General features: G+C 65.8%; 19 protein-coding genes. 7 read left to right on the top strand and 12 right to left on the bottom strand.

The genetic code is table 11. The features are described 5' to 3' along the window. Positions 1-36 precede the first annotated feature (36 nt). The gene (locus CH283_RS16010; RefSeq protein ID WP_094640187.1) at positions 37-1,458 is read left to right on the top strand and encodes an amidase; all 1,422 of its coding nucleotides are present in this window, start codon (positions 37-39) and stop codon (positions 1,456-1,458) included. A 43-nt stretch (positions 1,459-1,501) separates the two neighbouring features. Here CH283_RS16010 and era read toward each other — a convergent pair whose 3' ends face one another. The 8 genes from era to hrcA form a co-directional block, all read right to left on the bottom strand. Next, positions 1,502-2,416: a GTPase Era gene (gene era / locus CH283_RS16015; protein ID WP_068052356.1), complete on the bottom strand. Its 915-nt coding sequence runs from the start codon at positions 2,414-2,416 to the stop codon at positions 1,502-1,504. Between the two features lie 15 nt (positions 2,417-2,431). Beyond that, a complete protein-coding gene (locus tag CH283_RS16020; protein WP_068052334.1) occupies positions 2,432-3,754 on the bottom strand; it encodes a hemolysin family protein in 1,323 nt (440 codons plus the stop codon). Between the two features lie 40 nt (positions 3,755-3,794). Then, positions 3,795-4,337: an rRNA maturation RNase YbeY gene (ybeY, locus tag CH283_RS16025; RefSeq protein WP_068052336.1), complete on the bottom strand. Its 543-nt coding sequence runs from the start codon at positions 4,335-4,337 to the stop codon at positions 3,795-3,797. A gap of 53 nt (positions 4,338-4,390) precedes the next feature. Further along, positions 4,391-5,434 carry a PhoH family protein gene (locus CH283_RS16030; protein WP_032394544.1) on the bottom strand — a complete coding sequence of 348 codons (1,044 nt, stop codon included), beginning with the start codon at positions 5,432-5,434 and terminating at the stop codon, positions 4,391-4,393. Between the two features lie 93 nt (positions 5,435-5,527). Next, on the bottom strand, positions 5,528-6,271 hold the full coding sequence (locus CH283_RS16035) for an alpha/beta hydrolase family protein (RefSeq protein WP_255183234.1): 744 nt from the start codon (positions 6,269-6,271) through the stop codon (positions 5,528-5,530). A gap of 8 nt (positions 6,272-6,279) precedes the next feature. Further along, positions 6,280-7,053, bottom strand: a complete 774-nt coding sequence (locus tag CH283_RS16040; RefSeq protein WP_094640189.1) for a 16S rRNA (uracil(1498)-N(3))-methyltransferase — start codon at positions 7,051-7,053, stop codon at positions 6,280-6,282. A 3-nt stretch (positions 7,054-7,056) separates the two neighbouring features. Further along, positions 7,057-8,217: a molecular chaperone DnaJ gene (dnaJ, locus tag CH283_RS16045; RefSeq protein ID WP_094640190.1), complete on the bottom strand. Its 1,161-nt coding sequence runs from the start codon at positions 8,215-8,217 to the stop codon at positions 7,057-7,059. Between the two features lie 98 nt (positions 8,218-8,315). Continuing rightward, positions 8,316-9,359 carry a heat-inducible transcriptional repressor HrcA gene (hrcA, locus tag CH283_RS16050; RefSeq protein ID WP_027497502.1) on the bottom strand — a complete coding sequence of 348 codons (1,044 nt, stop codon included), beginning with the start codon at positions 9,357-9,359 and terminating at the stop codon, positions 8,316-8,318. 133 nt (positions 9,360-9,492) lie between these two features. Between hrcA and CH283_RS16055 the strand changes: the two genes are divergently transcribed. Beyond that, positions 9,493-9,798 (top strand): type II toxin-antitoxin system VapB family antitoxin, encoded by a 306-nt coding sequence (locus CH283_RS16055; protein WP_008715485.1) that lies wholly within the window; start codon positions 9,493-9,495, stop codon positions 9,796-9,798. Positions 9,799-9,808: 10 nt separating this feature from the next. Here the strand turns inward: CH283_RS16055 and hemW are convergent, their stop codons facing one another. Beyond that, a complete protein-coding gene (hemW, locus tag CH283_RS16060) occupies positions 9,809-11,020 on the bottom strand; it encodes a radical SAM family heme chaperone HemW (protein WP_094640191.1) in 1,212 nt (403 codons plus the stop codon). Between the two features lie 336 nt (positions 11,021-11,356). On the opposite strand from hemW, the gene CH283_RS16070 reads away from it, so the two are divergent. Genes CH283_RS16070 through CH283_RS16090 form a run of 5 tightly spaced genes read left to right on the top strand, consistent with a single transcriptional unit; the run spans position 11,357 to position 16,860 of the window. Next, complete coding sequence (locus CH283_RS16070; protein WP_094640415.1) at positions 11,357-13,075, top strand: nitrite/sulfite reductase; 1,719 nt, start codon at positions 11,357-11,359, stop codon at positions 13,073-13,075. Next, on the top strand, positions 13,072-13,782 hold the full coding sequence (locus CH283_RS16075; RefSeq protein ID WP_094640414.1) for a phosphoadenylyl-sulfate reductase: 711 nt from the start codon (positions 13,072-13,074) through the stop codon (positions 13,780-13,782). Before CH283_RS16070 ends, CH283_RS16075 begins: the two co-directional genes overlap by 4 nt. Then, on the top strand, positions 13,779-14,723 hold the full coding sequence (cysD, locus tag CH283_RS16080) for a sulfate adenylyltransferase subunit CysD (protein WP_068052360.1): 945 nt from the start codon (positions 13,779-13,781) through the stop codon (positions 14,721-14,723). Before CH283_RS16075 ends, cysD begins: the two co-directional genes overlap by 4 nt. Then, positions 14,723-16,027 (top strand): sulfate adenylyltransferase subunit 1, encoded by a 1,305-nt coding sequence (locus tag CH283_RS16085; protein ID WP_094640193.1) that lies wholly within the window; start codon positions 14,723-14,725, stop codon positions 16,025-16,027. The genes cysD and CH283_RS16085 overlap by 1 nt, the downstream gene beginning before the upstream one ends. Further along, positions 16,024-16,860: a sirohydrochlorin chelatase gene (locus CH283_RS16090; protein ID WP_094640194.1), complete on the top strand. Its 837-nt coding sequence runs from the start codon at positions 16,024-16,026 to the stop codon at positions 16,858-16,860. The genes CH283_RS16085 and CH283_RS16090 overlap by 4 nt, the downstream gene beginning before the upstream one ends. Here CH283_RS16090 and CH283_RS16095 read toward each other — a convergent pair. The 3 genes from CH283_RS16095 to cysT are packed head-to-tail and all read right to left on the bottom strand — an operon-like array spanning position 16,820 to position 19,565. Further along, positions 16,820-17,875: a sulfate/molybdate ABC transporter ATP-binding protein gene (locus CH283_RS16095; protein WP_094640195.1), complete on the bottom strand. Its 1,056-nt coding sequence runs from the start codon at positions 17,873-17,875 to the stop codon at positions 16,820-16,822. The genes CH283_RS16090 and CH283_RS16095 overlap by 41 nt on opposite strands. Then, the gene (gene cysW / locus CH283_RS16100; protein ID WP_094640196.1) at positions 17,875-18,675 is read right to left on the bottom strand and encodes a sulfate ABC transporter permease subunit CysW; all 801 of its coding nucleotides are present in this window, start codon (positions 18,673-18,675) and stop codon (positions 17,875-17,877) included. Before cysW ends, CH283_RS16095 begins: the two co-directional genes overlap by 1 nt. Beyond that, positions 18,672-19,565: a sulfate ABC transporter permease subunit CysT gene (gene cysT / locus CH283_RS16105; RefSeq protein ID WP_373557644.1), complete on the bottom strand. Its 894-nt coding sequence runs from the start codon at positions 19,563-19,565 to the stop codon at positions 18,672-18,674. Before cysT ends, cysW begins: the two co-directional genes overlap by 4 nt. Between the last annotated feature and the right edge of the window lie 3 nt (positions 19,566-19,568).

The following is a 19,568-nucleotide window of genomic DNA, read 5'->3' on the forward strand; positions in this document are numbered from 1 at the left end:
GTTCCCGCGCTGACGAGGAGTCGATACTGTGCAGGCGTGGATTTCCATCGGTCGACTCTCGTTGCTCAGGCTGCCGCTCTCGCGTCGGGTCGCATCACGTCGGTACAGGCGGTTTCCGAATCACTCGATCGCATCGAGAAGAGCCAACCCACGCTCAACGCGTTCCGCATCGTGCGCCGCGATGCAGCCCTCGCCGAGGCGGCCGAAGCGGATCGTCTGCGGGCCGCCGGCACCACCGCTCCCCTGCTCGGCGTTCCCGTTGCCGTCAAGGACGACGTCGATGTCACGGGCGAACCGACCGCATTCGGTTGCGCGGGTAACTTTCCACCCGCCACCACGGATTCGGAGGTGGTGCGCAGACTGCGTGCGGCCGGAGCCGTCATCGTCGGAAAGACCAACAGCCCGGAACTCGGCCAGTGGCCGTTCACCGGCGGCACCTTCGGGCACACCCGTAATCCGTGGGACCGTGCGCGCACCCCGGGCGGCTCCTCGGGTGGCAGTTCTGCCGCGGTGGCTGCCGAATTGGTCTCTGTCGCTCTGGGTTCCGACGGTGCCGGCTCGGTGCGGATTCCGGCCTCGTGGACCAATCTCGTGGGGATCAAGCCGCAACGCGGACGCATATCGTCGTGGCCGGAGCCCGAGGCGTTCAACGGCATCACCGTCATCGGCCCGCTCGCGCGAACCGTGGCCGACGCGGCACTGCTCCTCGACGTGGTCTCGGGCAGTCACGACGGAGATCTGCATCGTCCGACGCCGCTGACCGTCTCCGATGCCGTCGGGCGCAACCCCGGTTCGCTGCGGATCGCGCTGAGCCTGCGTAAGCCGTTCATTCCGACGCCCGCCCCGCTGGACCCGGAGATCGCCGGTGCCGCATATCAGATGGCCGCGGTACTGCGGCTACTCGGGCACCGAGTGGTCGTCGACGATCCGGCATACGGAATGTTGTTGGGGCTCAACTTCTTACCCCGCTCGCTGGTGGGTGTGGCGACCTGGCTCGACCGTCTGCCCGATCCGTCTCTCGCCGACCCACGCACCCGAGCCAACGCCAAGAGCGGCCGGGCTCTGGCCGGGGCACCGCTGCGCGCAGCACGCGCCGCCGAACCTCGCATCGGGCGTCGTATCGGCCGGTTCTTCGACGAGTACGACATCGTGCTCGCCCCGACGACAGCCACCCCGCCGCCCCGGATCGAGGCCATCGACGGCATCTCCAACGCCGACACCGATCGGGTCATCACCGAGCACTGCCCCTACACGTGGCCGTGGAACGTGCTGGGGTGGCCGAGTGTCAACGTGCCCGCGGGATTCACCGCCGCCGGCCTACCCATCGGCCTCCAGTTGATGGGCCACGAATCCTCCGAGCCACTGCTCGTTTCCGTTGCCGCTCAACTCGAGAACGTGCTGCAGTGGCATCGCAAGCGCCCCGATCCCTGGTGGACCCAGGTGAGCGAAACCTCGTAGCCTGCTACGAATTGCCGTGCACATGCGGCGAAGCCGCTCCGGATCAGAACCCGAGCTTGCCCATTTGCTTCGGGTCGGTCTGCCAGTCCTTGGCGATTTTGACGTGCAGGTCCAGGTAGATCCTGGTACCGAGTAGCTTCTCGATCTGCAGTCGCGACGCGGTGCCGACCTCTTTGAGTCGCGAACCACCTTTGCCGATGATGATGGCCTTCTGACTCGATCGCTCGACGTAGAGGATTGCGTGCACGTCGAGCATGTTGTCGTGGCCTTCACGGGGCAAGACCTCGTCGATGACGACGGCAAGAGAGTGGGGCAGCTCGTCGCGGACGCCTTCGAGCGCGGCCTCACGGATGAGTTCGGCCATGAGGACTTCCTCGGGCTCGTCGGTGAGCTCACCGTCGGGGTAGAACGCCGGGCCCGGTGGCAGTTCCGACGCCAACAGGTCGACGAGCTTCTCGATCTGCTCGCCCGATTCGGCGGACACCGGGATGACATGCGAATTCTCGCCGAGCAGCTTCGACAGCGACATCAGCTGCTGTACGACGCGTTCCTTCTTGACCTTGTCGATCTTGGTGATGATTCCGATGAGCGTCGTCTTGGGCGCGATGTGCCGCACCTGTTCGAGGATCCACCGGTCGCCGGGCCCGATCTTCTCGTCCGCGGGGATGCAGAGTCCGATGACGTCGACCTCGGAGTAGGTGTCCTGCACCAGGTCGTTGAGGCGTTGCCCCAGTAGCGTTCTCGGTCGGTGCAGGCCGGGGGTGTCGACCAGGATCAGCTGGGCGTGCTCTCGGTGCACGATGCCGCGAATTGTGTGCCGCGTCGTCTGGGGACGCGAGGACGTGATGGCGATCTTCGATCCCACCAACGCATTGGTCAGCGTGGACTTGCCGGTGTTGGGTCGGCCTACGAAACAGACGAATCCGGATCGGAACTCACCGTTGTTCTGCTCGGACAAGAGCACCTCCAGATTTCAGTGTTGACGAGTGGCCTCGGACGAGTCGTCGTCCTCGGTGGAATCTTCTTCGGGTTCGAGCTTTTCGACCAGGACCGTGGCGATGCGGACGCGCCCCTTGGGATCTGCTCCACCTTCTCCACGCAGCAGCAGGCCGTGGGTGATCACCTGCGAACCGGGCAACGGTACTCGGCCGAGTTCGTAGCCGAGGAGTCCGCCGACGGTGTCGACTTCCTCGGATTCGATGTCTATGCCGAAGATCTCGCCGAGGTCTTCGAGCGGCACCCGCGAGGACAGCCGATAGCGTCCGTCGTCGAGTTCCTCGATGGGCGCGACTTCGTCGGAATCGTATTCGTCGGCGATCTCGCCGACGATCTCCTCGATCACGTCCTCGATGGTCACCAGCCCGGCGATGCCCCCGTACTCGTCGACCAGCAGGGCCATGTGGTTGCGATCGCGCTGCATCTCGGCGAGCAGACTGTCGAGTGCCTTGGAGTCGGGAACGAAGACGGCCGGACGCATCAGGTCGGACACCTGCACTCCGCGGCCGCCGTCGGTGGAGTAATACGTCTGCTGCACAAGGTCTTTGAGATATACGACGCCCACGATGTCGTCCACGTTCTCGCCGATCACCGGGATGCGGGAGTGGCCGCTGCGCACAGCCAACGAGGTGGCCTGTCCTGCTGACTTGTCGGACTCGATCCACACCATCTCGGGGCGCGGCACCATGACCTCGCGGGCGGAGGTGTCACCCAGCTCGAACACCGATTGGATCATCCGCCGTTCGTCGTCGGCCACGACGCCGCGCTCGCGGGCCATGTCCACCAGTTCCCGGAGTTCGATCTCGGAGGCGAAGGGGCCGTTGCGAAATCCCTTACCGGGGGTGATCGCGTTACCGATGAGGATGAGCAGTCTGCTGATCGGTCCGAGGAGCCACCCGAGTGCCCGCAACGGCAATGCGGCCGCCAACGCGATCGAGTACGCGTTCTGCCGACCGAGGGTTCGCGGACCGACACCGATCACGACGTAACTGACCAACACCATGGCCACCGCGCTGATCACCAATGCGGTGGTCGAATCGATCAACTGCGTCAGGCCACCCGCGAGCAACACGGTGCCGCCGATTTCGCACAGAATGCGCAGCAGCACCATCAGATTGACGTATCGCGGGCGATCACCGACCACGACGACGAGGCCGGTGGCACCGGGGCGCTCGTCCTTGACCATGTCGTCGATTCGCGCACGTGAGACCGTGTTCAGCGCAGAATCGACAGCAGCGAACAGGCCTCCGAGAGGCACGAGAAGGACAGCGAACACGATGAGCGCAACAGCACTGCTCACGCGCTAGGACCCCACACTTGCACCTGTCCGACGACGCAGATCATCGGTCGAGTCCGTCCACGAAACCGGCCTTGCCGAGTAGCCTGGCGTCGCGGGCGGCCTGTTCGGCGGCCTCCTCTGCGCGCCTGGCGTCCTCGTACCATTCGGCCAGCAGACGGTTCTGCAGCTCGAACATTTCCTTCTCTTCGTCCGGCTCGGCATGGTCGTAACCCAGCAGGTGCAGCACACCGTGCACGGTCAGCAGAGCGAGCTCGTGTTCGAGCGAATGCCCCGCTGCGGCAGCCTGATCCGCGGCGAACGACGGGCACAACACGATGTCGCCGAGCATCGCCGGTCCGGGCTCGGGCGCGTCGGGACGACCGCCCGGCTCCAGCTCGTCCATCGGAAACGACATCACGTCGGTCGGGCCGGGCAGATCCATCCACCGCATGTGCAGATCTGCCATCGTTGCCGAATCCACCAGCACCATCGACAGTTCCGCAGCGGGATGCACGTCCATGCCGGCGATCGCGAACCGCGCGACCGAGACCAGCTCGGGTTCGGAGATGTCCATCCCCGACTCGTTGGACACTTCGATACTCATCTAGCCACTACCCACGCTCTCGTTGCCTGCATCTGTCGGTCCGTATGTCTGAATCATCTTCTCGCCGAACGCGGTCCACCGGTGCGGCGTTGCGCCCTGTTGGGAATGACGCCTTCCGATGTCGACTCGAACCGCTCGTACGCGTCGACGATCTCCGAGACCAAGCGGTGGCGCACCACGTCGCTGCTGGTGAGCTGCGCGAAGTGGATGTCGTCCACGTCGGTGAGGATCTCCGAGGCTGCCCGCAGCCCGGACCGCGCACCTCCGGGAAGGTCGACCTGGGTCACGTCGCCGGTGACGACTATCTTCGACCCGAACCCGAGTCGGGTCAGGAACATCTTCATCTGCTCGGCGGTGGTGTTCTGCGCCTCGTCGAGAATGATGAATGCATCGTTGAGAGTGCGTCCGCGCATGTAGGCGAGCGGGGCGACCTCGATGACCCCGGCCTGCATCAGCTTCGGAATCGCCTCGTCGTCCATCATGTCGTGCAACGCATCGTGCAGCGGCCGCAGGTACGGGTCGATCTTCTCGTGCAGCGTTCCTGGAAGGAAACCGAGCCGTTCCCCCGCCTCCACTGCCGGACGCGTCAGGATGATGCGGCTGACCTGCTTGGTCTGCAATGCCTGCACGGCCTTCGCCATCGCCAGGTACGTCTTGCCGGTACCGGCCGGGCCGATGCCGAACACGATGGTGTTGGCGTCGATCGCATCCACATAGCGCTTCTGGTTCAGCGTCTTGGGCCGAATCGTCTTGCCGCGACGCGAGAGGATGTCCAGGCTCAGGACCTCGGCCGGTGAATCCGACACGCCCTCGGTGAGCATGGCGATCGATCGGCGCACTGCATCGGGGGTCAGTGGCTGAGCGCGCTTGGCGAGCGCGGCCAACTCGGAGATCACCCGTTCGGCCAGCGCCACATCGGCCACTTTTCCGGTGAGCGTCACGGCGTTTCCTCGTACGTGGATATCTGCCGTCAGCATCTGCTCGAGCGCCCGCAGGTTCTCGTCGGACTGTCCCAGCAGTGGCATCACTGCTTCGGGGGCGAGTTCCAGGGTGGACCGAACGTCACGCTCGGCGGGAAATTCGCTGTGTTCACTCACGTGGTGGCTATGGCCTGCTCTCTGGTGTCGGCTTCTCGGACGTGCATTTGGTATGGATCGAGTTTAACGCCGCAGCAACGATGCGCATTCCCATTACTCGCTGGTGGCACCGATCACCGCGTCGAGCGAGAGCGCCCAACACCGGGAATCGGGATTCAGGAAAGCGAAGTGGTCTTCCCCCGGCACGATCGTCAGTCGGGCGTCGTCTCCGGCAGCGCGCGCCAGCGCTACGTACCGCTCGCTCTGCGCCGCGGGCACCTGGATGTCCTCGGATCCGTGTAGGGCGATCGTCGGGATGCCGATGGGCGCGCGGGCCGCAGGCGAGGCCGACCGGTACAGCTCGGGGTCGTCCTCGTATCGGGCCTGCAACAGCGCCTCAACCGCCGGGTTCGTCCGTCCCGAGGCACCGCGCGGCTCTAGATCGAGTACACCGGCCTGCGAAACGATGCGCGACGGGCGGACCTTCGTGCCGGTCTCGCCGCCGAGCCACACGGCCAGGTGGCCGCCGGCGGAGTGGCCGATGACGCGGACGTCGTCGATCCCGACCGGGGCGTGGTGCTGCAGTTCCCCGGCGACGACGTCGAGTGCCGCAGTCACATCGGACTGCATCTCCGGCCAGTGCCCACCTGCGCCGACGCGTCGGTACTCGATGTTCCACGCTACCGCTCCGGCTGCGGCGACTGCGCGGGCGAACTGGGTGCCCAGATTGGACCCGTACTGTCCGCTCCAGAACCCGCCGTGCACCACCACGACCACCGGCGTCCGGTGATCCATCGGCTCGGCCGGCAGGTAGAGGTGGCCGAACTGCTCCGGATGATCGCCGTACGCGATCTTCATCCGCGCGCTCATACGTTCTGGAAGTCGGGCGGGAGTTGGGTCCACCGCGAGGTCAGGACGCCCAGCGCGCCCAGGGCCACAGCTCCTGCCGTCGAGGTCCGCAGCACCGTCGGGCCCAGCACCACCGGCGTCGCACCCGCCTCGGTGAGAGCGGCGACCTCTCTGTCGTCGAGACCGCCCTCGGGTCCGACGACGATCACGACCTCGGGAACCGAGTCGAACGGCAGGTCCCGGAACACCGAAGTAGCCGCCTCGTGCAGCACGGCGACGATTCCGCCGCGCTCGACGACGCCGCGTACGAAGGCGTCGACCTCCCGCGAATCGTGCAGCTCGGACACCTCGGGGATGAATGCCCGACGCGACTGCTTGGCCGCCTCCGCCGCGGTACTGCGCCACTTGGCGACGCCCTTGGCTGCCTTCGGGCCTTCCCACCGTGCGACGCAACGAGCCGACTGCCAGGGCACGACGGCATCGACGCCCGCTTCCGTGGCCAGCTCGACGGCGAGCTCCGATCGGTCCGCCTTCGGCAATGCCTGCACCAGCGTCACCACCGGGGTGGGACGCGGCATCTCACTGCGCGATTGCACGGTCAGTTCGAGTCGGTTCTTCTCCGCTGCGGCCACGACCGTGTCGGCCAGGCCGCCCGCTCCGTCACCGAGCAACACCCGCTCGCCCACCCGGATGCGCCTCACCGTCGCGGCGTGGTGCCCTTCCTTGCCGTCGAGCACCGCGAGCTCGCCGACGTTCGGTAGAGGCGAGAGGTAGAAGACCGTGGGGGCCATCGATCAGCGACCGCTGAACGCTTCCCGCAACCGCGAGAACAGGCCGCCGCTGTGCGCCGAACCGGTGGTGACGACCTCCGCCGAGTCGCGGTCGCGCATCGACCTGAGCTGTTCGAGCAGATGGGTCTGCTTGCTGTCGAGCTTGGTCGGCACGATGACCTCCAGGTGCGCGTGCAGATCGCCGCGAATACCGGACCGCAGCTTGGGCATACCGTGACCGCGCAGCACCGTCGTCGAATTCGGTTGTGTGCCTTGATCGATCGAGATCTCGGTGGGTCCGTCGATGATCGCGTCGATGTTGACCGAGGTGCCGAGAGCGGCGTCGACCATCGGAACACGGACGGTGCAGTGCAGGTCGTCACCGTCGCGCACGAACACCTCGTGCTGCTGTTCGACGATCTCCACGTACAGGTCTCCCGCGGGTCCGCCGCCGGGACCGACCTCGCCCTGAGAGGCCAGTCGAATGCGCATGCCGTTGCTCACGCCGACCGGCACCTTGACCGAGATGTCGCGACGCGACCGGACGCGACCGTCGCCGCCACACTTGCGGCAGGGGTCGGGGATGGTCTCGCCTGCGCCGCGGCAGGTGGGGCACGGGCGGCTGGTCATGACCTGGCCGAGGAACGAGCGCTGCACCGACTGCACTTCACCGGCACCGCCGCAGGTATCGCAGCGAACCGGCTTGGAGTCACCGTTGGTGCCCGAGCCCGTGCACAGGTCGCAGAGAATCGCCGTGTCGACGGTGATGTGCTTGGTCACGCCCGTCGCGCACTCGTCCAGGGTGAGCTTGGTACGCAACAGCGAATCCGCTCCCGGCTGGACGCGCCCCTTGGGCCCGCGCTGGGATCCGCCCGCACCGCCGCCGAAGAACGCCTCGAACACATCTCCCAGGCCGCCGCCGAACCCGGCACCACCGAATCCACCACCGCCGCCGCCTCCGCCGCCCTGCTGCAGCGGGTCGCCGCCGAGGTCGACGATGCGACGCTTCTCCGGATCGGAGAGCACCTCGTATGCGGTGGAGATGTCCTTGAACCGAGCCTGCGCGGCCTCGTCCGGGTTGACGTCCGGGTGCAGCTCTCGCGCCAGCTTGCGGTAGGCGCGCTTGATCTCCTGGTCCGTCGCCTGCTGGCCGACGCCCAAAGTCCCGTAATAATCCCGTGCCACGTCGTCTCTCTCGTCCTAGAAGATGAATCTCGTTCGGTGAAGCTGTGTGCCGGCCGTCCGTGCCCCCGCCGCCGGCGTTCGATCGGTTCTCGCTCGTCTCAGCGCTCGGCCAGGACCTCGCCGATGTACCTGGCAACCGCGGCGACCGACGCAATTGTTCCTGGGTAGTCCATTCGGGTCGGCCCGAGAACACCCATTCCTCCGAGGACCATGCCAGCCGACCCGTACCCGGTGGAAATCACCGATGTCCCGCGCATTTCCTCGACCTGCGTCTCCTCGCCGATCCGCACCGTGACGGTGCGGGTGTCCTGCGTCACTGCGAGCAGCTTGAGGACGACCACTTGCTCTTCCAGCGCCTCGAGTACCGCCCTGAGCGATCCGGGAAACCCCGCGTCGCCGGCGAAATCGGCGGCATTGCGCGTCAGGTTCGCCGTCCCGCCGAGAACCAGGCGTTCCTCGGGATGCTCGACCAGCGATTCCACCAGCACCGTGGCCGATCGAATCATCGCGTCGCGTAGCGCAGGTGGAGCGTTCTCGGCGAGTTCGGCCACCGCAGCCGATGCCGCCGCCAGACGCTTGCCCTCGAGTGCACCGCCGAGAAGACGCCGCAGCTGCGCAAGATTCTCGTCGTCGATGACGTCACCGAGTTCGACGATGCGCTGATCGACTCGCCCGGAGTCGGTGATGAGCACCAACAGCAGCCGGGCCGGGGTGAGCGCCACCACTTCCAGGTGGCGAACCGAGGACGCCGACAGCGTGGGGTACTGCACCACGGCAACCTGCCGGGTCAACTGAGCCAGCAATCGGACGCCGCGTCGCAGCACGTCGTCCAGGTCGACGCCGTTCTCGAGGAACTCGAGGATGGCACGGCGTTCGGCCGCGGACAGCGGCTTGACGTCCGCTATTCGGTCGACGAACTGCCGATAGCCCTTGTCGGTCGGCACCCGACCGGAACTGGTGTGCGGCTGCGCGATGTACCCCTCGGCCTCGAGCACGGCCATGTCGTTGCGCACCGTTGCACTGGACACCCCCAGATTGTGGCGTTCGACCAGGGCACGTGAACCGACGGGTTCCTGGGTGGACACGTAGTCCGCCACGATCGCTCGTAGAACCTCGAACCGCCTGTCGTCGGTGCTCGACATCGGTGCCCACCTCCGTTCTCGTTTCCAATCGTCGCTCGAGTCTAGTAGCCGGCGAACGCATGCTCGTGCAAGGCCTTACTGTGGTCCGAGTGGAAACGTTCTTTCGATTCGGTCCAGCGGCTCGAGGCTCGCGATGATCTTCAAGGGTGTTCGTGACGGAAAGCCGTACCCCGAGCACGGTCTGTCCATCAGAGACTGGTCGAGAATCCCGCCACGCCAGCTGCGTCTGGACGAGATCGTCACCACCACCAAGGTGCTCGAGCTGGACAGATTGCTGTCCGAGGACTCCACCTTCTACGGCGATCTGTTCCCCCACGCGGTGCAGTTCCGCGGCGTCATCTACCTCGAAGACGGCTTGCATCGCGCAGTGCGTGCAGCACTGCGCAATCGAACGGTGTTGCACGCCAGGGTGTTCGACTACGACGCCCTCGGAGCCTGAAACAGACTGTTCAGGCGGCAGCGATGGTGCGCACCACCGCGTCGGCCAGCAATCGGCCCCGGTCGGTGAGCACGAGTCGTTCTCCGCGGCGCACCATCAACCCGTCTGCGACGGTCTGTTCGGCAGCGGCGCGCTCGGCCGGCCCGAGCAACCTCATCGGCACTCCCGAGCGGAGTCGGACGGTCAGCATCAGCTCTTCCAGGTGTCGATCCTCGGCGCTGAGCAATTCACTGCCGTGCACCGGTAGCTGTCCTGCGGCAAGGCGATCGGCGTACGCGGCCGGGTGTTTGACGTTCCAGAACCGGGTGCCGCCGATGTGGCTGTGTGCACCGGGCCCAGCGCCCCACCAGTCGCCGCCGTCCCAGTAGCCGATGTTGTGGCGGCACTGCGCGTCGGCGTCGGTGGCCCAGTTCGACACCTCGTACCAGGACAGCCCTGCGGCGTTCATCGCCGTGTCGATGCGCTCGTATCGGCTCGCCAGCACGTCGTCATCGGGTGCAGGCAACTCACCGCGGCGAACCTTGCGGGCCATGGCGGTGCCGTCCTCGACGATCAGCGCGTAGGCCGAGACGTGGTCGACGCCGGCCTCGAGCACTGCCGCGAGGGACTGGTCCAGATCGCTGTCTCGCTCGCCGGGAGTGCCGTAGATGAGGTCGAGATTGACGTGCTCGAAACCGGCCGCGCGCGCTTCCTTTGCCGCGGCGACCGCTCGACCGGGCGTGTGGGTGCGATCGAGGACGGCAAGCACATGTGGTGCAGCGGACTGCATTCCGAGCGAGATGCGGGTGAAGCCGGCGTCACGAAGCCGGTCGAAGAATTCCGGTGACGTCGATTCCGGGTTGGATTCCGTGGTCACCTCGCCGCCGTCGGTCAATCCGAAACTCGACCGAACCGCACCCAGGACGTCGGCCAGACCGTCGCCCCCGAGCAGTGACGGGGTGCCACCGCCGACGAAGACGGTGTCTGCCGTCGGAACGCGACCCGTGCGGGCCCGCATCAGCCCCGCGGCGGTGTGCAACTCACGTCGCAGACCCTCCAACCAGGACTGCGGCGACGCCGATGTGCCCAGCTCACCCGCCGTGTAGGTGTTGAAGTCGCAGTACCCGCACCGCGTGGCGCAGAACGGAACGTGCACGTAGATCCCGAACGCGCGGTCCCCCACTCCGTCGAACGCCTCGGTCGGCAACTCGAAGGTGGACGGGACGGGTACGACGGTATTCACGCCTTCCAGTGTCCCAGAGTTCGGGCACACCCGATCCCACACGCCCTGCCAGCCTATTTACCTCGAAATCGGGGTAAATAGCCGCCGCGGTCGTCCATCGCCCCGATGACGTGGCACAATGACTCCCGTGACCGACTCAGGAATTCGACTCGTGGCGCGCCGCCATGTCGATCTCGGCCGTGTCTGCAGCGCGTCGTGTCGATACACGACCGGCTGCTGACCAGCCCTCCTTCGAGCACGTCCATTCGATCCACCGGTTTCCCACTGTCGTCGAGCGAGCACTGATCTGCGCTCCCGTACCGGGTACCGGCCAGCACAAAGATGCAGGAGCAATGCATGCCGTCGACCAGCGACGCGACCACCGACGCTGCCTCCGTCACACCACGGGAGCGCACACCGCGTCCGACCAAACGCCGAGCCGAGGGACAGTGGGCACTGGGGTACCGGGAGCCACTGAACGCCAACGAGCAGTCCAAGAAGGACGACAACCCGCTCAACGTGCGAGCCCGCATCGAGAACATCTACTCCAAGCAGGGTTTCGACAGCATCGACAAGGGCGATCTTCGCGGCCGCTTCCGCTGGTGGGGCCTCTACACCCAGCGTGAGCAGGGCTACGACGGCACGTTCACCGGTGACGACAACATCGACCTCCTCGAGGCGAAGTACTTCATGATGCGTATCCGCTGCGACGCGGGCGCACTGAACCTCGAGCAGCTGCGTGTCCTCGCCGGCATCTCCCAGGAGTTCGGTCGCGACACCGCAGACCTGTCCGACCGTGAGAACGTGCAGTTCCACTGGGTCGAGGTGGAGAACGTCCCCGAGATCTGGCGTCGAATCGAAGCGGTCGGCCTGAAGACCACCGAGGCGTGCGGCGACTGCCCCCGAGTGGTGCTCGGTTCCCCGCTCGCGGGCGAGGCCGTCGACGAGATCCTCGACCCCACTTCCGCCATCGACGAGATCGTCGAGCGTTACATCGGCAAGCCCGAGTACTCCAATCTGCCGCGCAAGTTCAAGACGGCGATCTCGGGCCTGCAGGACGTGGTGCACGAGATCAACGACTGCGCGTTCGTCGGCGTCGTGCATCCCGAGCACGGGCCCGGACTCGACCTGTGGGTCGGCGGCGGCCTGTCCACCAACCCCATGCTCGCGCAGCGAGTCGGCGTCTGGGTTCCGCTCGAGGACGTTCCCGACGTATGGGAAGGCGTCGTCTCGATCTTCCGTGACTACGGCTACCGCAGGCTTCGTACCAAGGCGCGCCTGAAGTTTCTCATCAAGGACTGGGGCATCGAGAAGTTCCGCCAGGTCCTCGAGGACGAATACCTGCACCGCAAGCTCATCGACGGCCCGGCTCCCGAGAAGCCCGCTCGGCCACGCGATCACGTCGGGATCCAGAAGCTCAAGAACGGCCTCAACGCCGTCGGGGTGGCACCCATCGCGGGCCGCGTCTCCGGCACCATCCTCGCCGCCGTCGCCGACGCCGCCGAGAAGGCCGGGTCGGATCGCGTGCGATTCACGCCGTACCAGAAGCTGATCGTCCTCGACGTTCCCGACGAAACGCTCGAGCAGCTGATCTCGGACCTCGATGCGTTGGGCCTACCTGCCCGGCCCTCGCACTGGCGCAAGAATCTGATGGCGTGCAGCGGCATCGAGTTCTGCAAGCTCTCGTTCGCCGAAACCCGCAAGCGCTCACAGGTTCTCGTCCCCGAGCTCGAAGAGCGCCTGTCCGACATCAACAGCAAACTCGACGTGCCGATCACCATCAACATCAACGGCTGCCCCAATTCGTGCGCACGGTCGCAGATCGCCGACATCGGCTTCAAGGGCCTGTTGGTCGACGACGGGGACGGGAATCAGATCGAGGGTTTCCAGGTTCATCTCGGAGGCAGCCTCGGACTGGACAGTGCGTTCGGCCGAAAGTTGCGCCAGCACAAGGTCAACAGCTCCGAGCTGGGAGATTACATCGACAGAGTGGTGCGCAATTTCGACAAGCACCGCGAGGACGGCGAACGGTTCGCTCAGTGGGCCGTGCGAGCAGACGAGGCGGATTTGCGATGAGTACCAGGTTGAATTTGACGGTGGAGGAATTGAAGGACATCGCCGAGCGCGGTGCCCGCGAACTCGACGGGGCGAGTCCGCTGGAGTTGTTGCAGTGGACCGAGGACAACTTCGGTGACGACTTCATCGTTGCCTCCAACATGCAGGACGGGGTGCTCGTTCACCTCGCTGCACAGGTTCATCCCGGTGTGGACGTGCTGTTCCTCGACACCGGCTACCACTTCGCCGAGACCATCGGGACGCGCGACGCCGTCGAGTCCGTCTACGGCGTCCGGGTCGTCAACGCCCGAGCCGAGAAGACTGTCGCAGAACAGGATGCGATCGACGGCAAGGACCTGTTCGCCCGCGAGCCCAATCGCTGCTGTGCGATGCGCAAGGTCGCCCCGCTGAAGAAGGAACTGGCGAATTACAGCGCCTGGGTCACCGGTATCCGCCGGGTCGAGGCCCCCACCCGCGCCAACGCCCCGCTCATCTCGTTCGACGACGCCTTCGGTCTGGTCAAGATCAACCCGATCGCGCCGTGGTCCGACGAGCAGATGCAGGCCTACATCGACGAACATTCGATTCTGGTCAATCCCCTCGTCGACGAAGGCTATCCGTCCATCGGGTGCGCACCGTGCACCGTCAAACCTGCCCCCGGAGCCGACCCGCGTAGCGGTCGTTGGGCCGGCAAGGCCAAGACCGAATGTGGGTTGCACGCCTCATGACACTCGATCTCACCTCGGCCACCGTCGGTCGGACCCATCTCGACGCAGATCGGTTCGACACCCTCGACGCACTCGAATCCGAGGCCATCCACATCTTCCGTGAGGTGGCGGGCGAGTTCGAGCGCCCCGTCATCCTGTTCTCCGGCGGCAAGGACTCGACCGTTCTGCTGCACCTGGCGATCAAGGCGTTCTGGCCCGCTCCCCTGCCGTTCGCACTGCTGCACGTCGACACCGGACACAACCTGCAGGAGGTGCTGGACTTCCGCGATCACGTGGTCGCCAAATACAACCTGCGTCTGCACGTGGCCAGCGTCGAGGAGTATCTCGCCGACGGACGCCTCACCGAGCGCCCCGACGGCATTCGCAACCCGCTGCAGACCGTGCCCCTCCTCGACGCGATCTCCGAAAATCGGTTCGACGCCGTCTTCGGCGGTGCCCGACGCGACGAGGAGCGGGCCCGTGCGAAAGAGCGGATCTTCTCGCTGCGCAACGCATTCGGCCAGTGGGAGCCCAAGAAGCAGCGACCCGAACTGTGGAACCTGTACAACGGCAAGCATTCCCCCGGCGAGCAGGTGCGCGTGTTCCCGCTCAGCAACTTCACCGAACTCGACATCTGGCGCTACATCGCCCGTGACGACGTGGAACTGGCGAGCATCTACTACGCCCATCAGCGACCCGTCTACCAGCGTGACGGCATGTGGATGACGCCCGGCGTCTGGGGCGGACCGGCCGAGAACGAGGAGCTGCAGACCCTGTCGGTGCGCTACCGCACCGTCGGCGACGGATCAACCACCGGCGCAGTGCTGTCCGAGGCCGCCGACAACGAGGCAATCCTCGCCGAGGTAGCCGCGTCCAGGCTGACCGAACGCGGAGCCACCCGCGGCGACGACCGCGTCTCCGAGGCTGCCATGGAAGATCGCAAACGAGAAGGATACTTCTGATGAGCAGCACAGGAACGCAGCTTCTTCGCCTCGCCACCGCGGGGAGCGTCGACGACGGTAAGTCGACGCTCGTCGGACGGCTCCTCTACGACACCAAATCCGTTCTGGCCGACCAGATCGACGCCGTCACTCGGGCCTCGGTGGACAAGGGGCTGGCCACTCCGGACCTGTCCCTCCTGGTCGACGGCCTGCGCGCCGAGCGTGAACAGGGCATCACCATCGATGTCGCCTATCGCTACTTCGCGACGCCGCACCGCTCGTTCGTACTGGCCGATACCCCCGGCCACGTTCAGTACACCCGCAATACCGTCTCCGGTGCCTCGACGGCTCAGCTCGTCATCCTGCTGGTCGACGCCCGCAAGGGTGTCATCACGCAGACCCGCAGGCACGCAGCGGTTCTCGCTCTGCTCGGCGTTCCGCGCCTGGTACTCGCGGTCAACAAGATCGATCTGGTCGAGGACCCCGCAACGGTGTTCGCCGAGATCTCGGCCGAGTTCAACTCGCTGACCTCCTCCCTCGGCTGGTCCAGCGAGGACGTCATCGAGATCCCGGTGTCCGCACTGCACGGCGACAACGTCGCGGTGAAGTCGGACAAGACCCCGTATTACGACGGACCCACCCTCATCGAGCACCTCGAGTCGGTTCCGGTCGACGCCGAACCGCACCGGGTCGGTCTGCGATTCCCCGTGCAGTACGTGATCCGGCCTCGCACAGCGGAGTTCCCGGACTACCGCGGATATGCCGGCCAGGTCGCGGCGGGCTCCGTCGACGTCGGCGACGAGGTCGTCATCCTGCCCTCCGGCACCCGAACGACAGTCGAGCGCATCGATACCGCGGACGGGGAATTGCGTTCCGCTCATGCCGGACGCAGTGTCACCCTCGTACTCGCCGACGATGTCGACGTCTCACGCGGCGACACCATCGCCTCCCCGCAGGACGCACCGGAGCCGATCGGCGACTTCGAGGCCACGGTGTGCTGGCTCGCCGAGAAGCCGCTCCGCCCGGGCGCTCGCCTGCTGCTCAAGCACGGCACTCGCACCACCCAGGCCATCGTCGGGACCCTGATCGAGCGATTCGACGAGCAGGAGCTCACCGCACACGAAGGTCCGGAGTCGTTGGAGCTCAACGAGATCGGCCGAATCTCGGTGCGCGTCGCCGAACCCATCGTGGCAGACGACTACGCCGTCAACCGGCACACGGGCAGCTTCCTGCTGATCGATCCGACCGGCGGCAACACGTTGGCTGCCGGGCTCGTGGGCAACGCTCTGGCTGCCGTCGAGCTGGGGTCGGCAGTTCCGGCGTGAGCGCACTGATCGCGGTTGCACACGGCAGCCGTGACCCGCGCTCGAGCGCGACGATCCACCGCGCCGTCGACGCCCTGCGTCGGCGGCGACCGGATCTGGACGTGCGCGTGGCGTTTCTCGATCTCTCCGAGCCCGGCGTCGATCAGGTGGTCGACGACCTGGCCGTTGCCGGACACGCACGCATCGTCGCAGTTCCGATGTTGCTGGGCAAAGCTTTTCACGCAAAAGTCGATCTGCCCGAATTACTGCAGGCCGCGAGAACGCGACACCCGCACGTCTCGATAACGCAAGCCGACGTTCTGGGAGACGACCGACTCCTCATCGACGCAGTCCGCGACCGCATCACCGACACCCGTGTCGCAGTAACCGATTCGACGGTCGGAATCGCTCTTGCCGCGGTCGGCTCCTCGGTGGCACCGGCGAATCAGCGCACCCGAGTGATCGCGCAGAAACTGCTCGCCGGAACAAACTGGGCCGGAGCTGTGACCTGCTTTGCGACCTCGGTCTCCCCGTCCCCCACCGATGCGATCGCACAGCTGCGCGCACTGGGAGCCGACCGCATCGTCGTGGCACCCTGGTTCCTGGCCCCCGGACTGCTCACCGACAGGATCGAAGCCTCGGTCGCAGGCCTACCGAACGTGGTGCACGCCGAGGTCATCGGAGCACATCCAGCGCTGGCAGATCTGGTGTCGCGGCGCTACGACTCCGCAGTCTCGATGGGTCGTTCCGCAGGCTCCACTCCTGCGGCACGAGCTGGTGCAACACCGGAGCCGAACGCTCTACCGCACCGGTTCAACGAACCGGTGCACCAGCAATCGCGTCGGCATCGCTAGCGTCTGCGATTTTCGGCACCCGAGTCGCTCGCACGTACACCGTCTCGCCCTCGCGCAGACCGAGAGCCTCACTGTCGCCGCGGGTGATCTGCGCCGCGAACAGTTCACCGGTGGCCGCGTTCTTCAATTCGACCTTCACCTCGAAGCCGAGGTGCACCACCCGCTCGACGACGGCACGCGTGACACCGGCCGATTCGGCCGTCCCGCTGGCCTGGGCCTGCGCCAACGACGGGTCGCGTCCGACGCGAATGTCGTGCGGTCGCACGAGCAGTCCGTTCAGCTTGGCGACCTGACCGAGGAACGACATCACGAAGTTGTTGGCCGGGCGATCGTAAAGATCTTCCGGGCTGCCCACCTGTTCGATGCGACCCTTGTTGAGCACCGCGATCCGATCGGCGACGTCGAGCGCCTCCTCCTGATCGTGGGTCACCAGCACGGTGGTGACGTGCACCTCGTCGTGCAGTCGACGCAGCCACGTACGGAGATCGGCGCGCACCTTGGCGTCGAGCGCGCCGAAGGGCTCGTCGAGCAGCAGCACCTGCGGGTCGACGGCGAGAGCGCGAGCCAACGCCATGCGCTGGCGCTGTCCACCGGACAGCTGCGCCGGGTAGCGGCTCTGGAAACCGGCCAGCCCGACGATCTCGAGCAACTCGTCGACCTTCTTGGCGATCTCGGCCTTGGGCCGCTTGCGAATCTGCAGGCCGAACGCGACGTTGTCTCGCACCGTGAGGTGTTTGAACGCCGCGTAGTGCTGGAAGACGAATCCGATCTCGCGGCGCTGCGGGCTCACCCACGTCACATCCTGGCCTGCGAGCACCACCCGACCGGAGTCGAGTTGTTCGAGCCCGGCGATGGAGCGCAGCAGCGTCGACTTGCCCGAGCCACTGGGGCCGAGCAGTGCCGTCAGCGACCCCTTGGGAATGTCGATGCTGACATTGTCGAGCGCGGCGAAGTCGCCGTAGTGCTTGTTGCCGCCAACGACGGAGATCTCGATCTCGGGGGATGTCTCGGTCATTACTTCGTCCTCTTCTTGTCGAGGGCCGTCATCAACAGCAGCACGACGACGGCTATCGCCATGAGCAGTGTGGACGCGGCGTACGCGCCCTGTTGATTGAAGTCCTCGTACCGTGAATTGACCAGCAGCGTGAGTGTCTGGGAAATGCCGGGCAAATTGGTCGAGACCATGATCACCGCACCGAACTCGCCGAGCGACCGTGCGACGGTGAGTACGACGCCGTACGTCAACCCCCACCGGATCGCCGGAAGAGTGATGCGCCAGAACGTCTGCCACGACGACGCACCGAGCGTCGAGGCGGCCTCCTCTTGCTCCTCACCGATCTCGTACAGCACGGGTTCGACCTCGCGCACGACGAACGGCAGCGTGACGAAGATCGTCGCGATGACCATGCCAGGAAGCGCGAAAATCACCTTGAAGCCGAGGCTTTCGACGCCGCCGAACCATCCGTTGGCACCCCACAGCAGGATCAGCGCAACGCCGGTGATGATCGGCGACACCGCGAACGGCAGATCGACGATGGCTTCCAGAACACCTTTGCCGCGGAACCGTCCGCGCACGAGCGCCAGGGCGGTCACCACACCGAACACGATATTGATCGGAACGACTATCGCGACGATCAACAACGACAGCTGCAGTGCCGACTGCGCAGCCGGGGTGGTGATCTGCTCCCAGAAGGCGACGACGCCGTCCTCGAACGTGCGAAACAGGATGGTGCCGAGTGGAAAGAGCACCAGAACGGCGAGATACAGCAGAGCCACGGTGCGCAGCGTCAGCTTGATCGGCAGACCGATTTTCACGAGATCTGCTCCTCACGTCGGGCCAAGCGATTGCCGACCACGCGCAGTACGAACAGCACCGCGAACGCGATCGCCAGCAGCACTACCGAGATCGCCGCCGCGTCGGTGGGACGGTCGTACTCGATGAGCTCACGAATGTATTGGGACGCCACCTGTGTGTCGTTGGGGATGTTGCCGCCGATGAGCACCACCGACCCGAATTCACCGATGGCGCGCGCGAAGGCGAGCCCCCCACCGCTGAGGATCGCCGGCAGCAGGACCGGCAGGACGATGCGACGGAAGATGGTCCAGTTGTTCGCGCCGAGCGAGGCCGCGGCCTCCTCGACGTCCTTGTCGAGCTCGATCAGCACCGGCTGAACCGCTCGCACCACGAACGGCAACGTGACGAACAGCAGCGCGACGATCACCGCGGGCTTGGTTGCGTTGAACACCAACCCGACCGGACTCGCCGGACCGTACAGCGACAGCAGAACCAGGCTCGCCACGATGGTCGGCAGTGCGAACGGCAGATCGATCAGGGCGTTGACGAAACGCTTGCCCGGGAACTCGTCACGAACCAGGACCCACGCGATCAGCGTGCCGAGAAACAGGTTGACCACGGCCGCGGCCACCGACACCTGCAACGTCACCTTGAACGTGGCCAGCGCGCGTTGCTCGGTGACTGCGTTCCAGAAGCCGGTGAGACCGTCGTCGAACGACTGAACCGTCAACGCCGCCAACGGAAGCAGCACGATGACGCTGAGCCACAACACCGCGACGCCGAGGCCGAGCGGACCGACCGATCCCGGGCCACGGAACTTTCGGCCTTCCCGCCCGGCACGAAACCGTGGTGTCGCGCTGGGCGGGACGGTCGAATCCGACGGCGCGGGTTCGCTGCTCGATAGGGACATGAT

Origin of the sequence: Rhodococcus sp. 05-2254-2 (genome assembly GCF_002259095.1) — a bacterium.
Lineage (GTDB): Bacteria > Actinomycetota > Actinomycetes > Mycobacteriales > Mycobacteriaceae > Rhodococcoides.

Excerpts from the sequence above, each read along its gene's own strand:
- CH283_RS16035 (WP_255183234.1), bottom strand. The coding sequence starts at position 6,271 with ATGAAGATCGCGTACGGCGATCATCCGGAGCAGTTCGGCCACCTCTAC.
- CH283_RS16075 (WP_094640414.1), top strand. The coding sequence starts at position 13,072 with ATGAGTACCAGGTTGAATTTGACGGTGGAGGAATTGAAGGACATCGCC.
- CH283_RS16085 (WP_094640193.1), top strand. The coding sequence starts at position 14,723 with ATGAGCAGCACAGGAACGCAGCTTCTTCGCCTCGCCACCGCGGGGAGC.
- hrcA (WP_027497502.1), bottom strand. The coding sequence starts at position 9,359 with ATGTCGAGCACCGACGACAGGCGGTTCGAGGTTCTACGAGCGATCGTG.
- ybeY (WP_068052336.1), bottom strand. The coding sequence starts at position 4,337 with ATGAGTATCGAAGTGTCCAACGAGTCGGGGATGGACATCTCCGAACCC.
- CH283_RS16095 (WP_094640195.1), bottom strand. The coding sequence starts at position 17,875 with ATGACCGAGACATCCCCCGAGATCGAGATCTCCGTCGTTGGCGGCAAC.
- CH283_RS16070 (WP_094640415.1), top strand. The coding sequence starts at position 11,357 with ATGCCGTCGACCAGCGACGCGACCACCGACGCTGCCTCCGTCACACCA.
- cysD (WP_068052360.1), top strand. The coding sequence starts at position 13,779 with ATGACACTCGATCTCACCTCGGCCACCGTCGGTCGGACCCATCTCGAC.
- CH283_RS16055 (WP_008715485.1), top strand. The coding sequence starts at position 9,493 with ATGATCTTCAAGGGTGTTCGTGACGGAAAGCCGTACCCCGAGCACGGT.
- cysT (WP_373557644.1), bottom strand. The coding sequence starts at position 19,565 with ATGTCCCTATCGAGCAGCGAACCCGCGCCGTCGGATTCGACCGTCCCG.
- CH283_RS16040 (WP_094640189.1), bottom strand. The coding sequence starts at position 7,053 with ATGGCCCCCACGGTCTTCTACCTCTCGCCTCTACCGAACGTCGGCGAG.